1 protein-coding gene is annotated in these 1,290 nt (G+C 76.0%); it reads right to left on the reverse strand.

The genetic code is table 11. The annotated features are described in order from the left end of the window. Positions 1-1,290, reverse strand: a 1,290-nt coding sequence (locus tag ND748_RS32200; protein ID WP_251750045.1) for a salicylate synthase, incomplete at both ends; no start/stop codon positions are given.

Consider the following 1,290-nt stretch of genomic DNA (forward strand, 5'->3'; position numbering starts at 1 on the left):
GCCGCCGGTCCGGCCGGGGCCGGCTCGCTGCCTGGTCGATCGGTCCCGGGCTGGCGCGCGGCCGTGGGCTGCCGGCTGGCCAGCAGCTTGAACCAGCCGTCCACGGTCGGGTTCTCGGCCAGCTCCGCGAAGTTGACCTCGATGCCGGCCCGCCGCCACTGCCCGACCGCGCGGATGAGTGCGATCGACTCCAGGCCGCGCTCGAAGAGGTTGTCGTCGTCGGCGAGATCGGCCGGATCCTCCTCGATCAGCTCGGCGGCGGTGCGCCGCAGCCTCGCGAGATCGGCGACCGCCGTCGCCTCGGCCGCCGCCAGCGCCGTCGCCGGTTGGGCCGGTTGGGCCGGTTGGGCCGGCACGAGGAAGCGGCTGACGCTGCGCAGCTTCTCCTTCGTCTCCGTCAGCTCCCGCTCCGGGCGCGACGCCCCGACGACCCCGGCCCCGGCCCGCAGCCAGGTCCGGCCGTCGCGTTGGAACACCGTCCGCAGGACGAGGGCGGCGTCGAGGGCGCCGTCCGAGGTCGCGCTGATCACGGCACCGCTGTAGAGGCCGCGCGGCGACGGCTCGTAGCGCCGGATCGCCGCGCAGGCGGCGTCCTTGGGGACCCCGCTGGCGGTGACGGACGGGAAGACGGCCCCCAGCGCGTCCCACCCGTCGAAGCCGGCCGCGAGCCGGCCGCTGACCCGGGAGGCCAGGTGCTGCACGCTGCCCCGCTCGAGGACGGTCATGAACTCGTCGACGATCAGTGTGCCCGGCGCGCACAGCGGCCGGAGCTCGTCCTGGGCCACCTGCACCGACACCGCGTGCTCGTAGATCTCCTTCGGATCACGCAGCAGCGCCTCCCGCCGGGCCCGGTCGCCGCCCGGACCGTCGGGCCCGACGCCGCCGTCGAACGCCGTCGTGCCGGCCAGCGGCTGGGTGGAGACCCGGCCGTCGGCGCCGACCTCGACCACGGTCTCCGGGCTGAACCCGATCGCGCGCACGCCGTCCACATCGAGCAGGAAGGAACGGGCCGGGGTGTTGCCGCGCCGCCCCCGCTCGTAGGTCGCGACCAGGTCGATCTCGCCCTCGACGGGGACGACCCGGGAGAGGATCACCTTGCGGAACCGGCCGGCCTGGATGTCCTCGACGGCCCCCGCCACGATCCGCCGGTAGTCGTCGGCGCCGTGGTCGAGGTCGGCCAGCGGCCGCGCCGGCCCTGGCTGCGCGTCGGACGGACCGCCGATGGTCTCGGCCAGCGTGTCGAGGTCGGCCGCCACGGCCGCGCGCAGCAGCGCGCCGTCCGCCGACAGC

This window comes from Frankia sp. AiPs1, assembly GCF_023716945.1.
Taxonomy (GTDB): Bacteria; Actinomycetota; Actinomycetes; order Frankiales; family Frankiaceae; genus Frankia.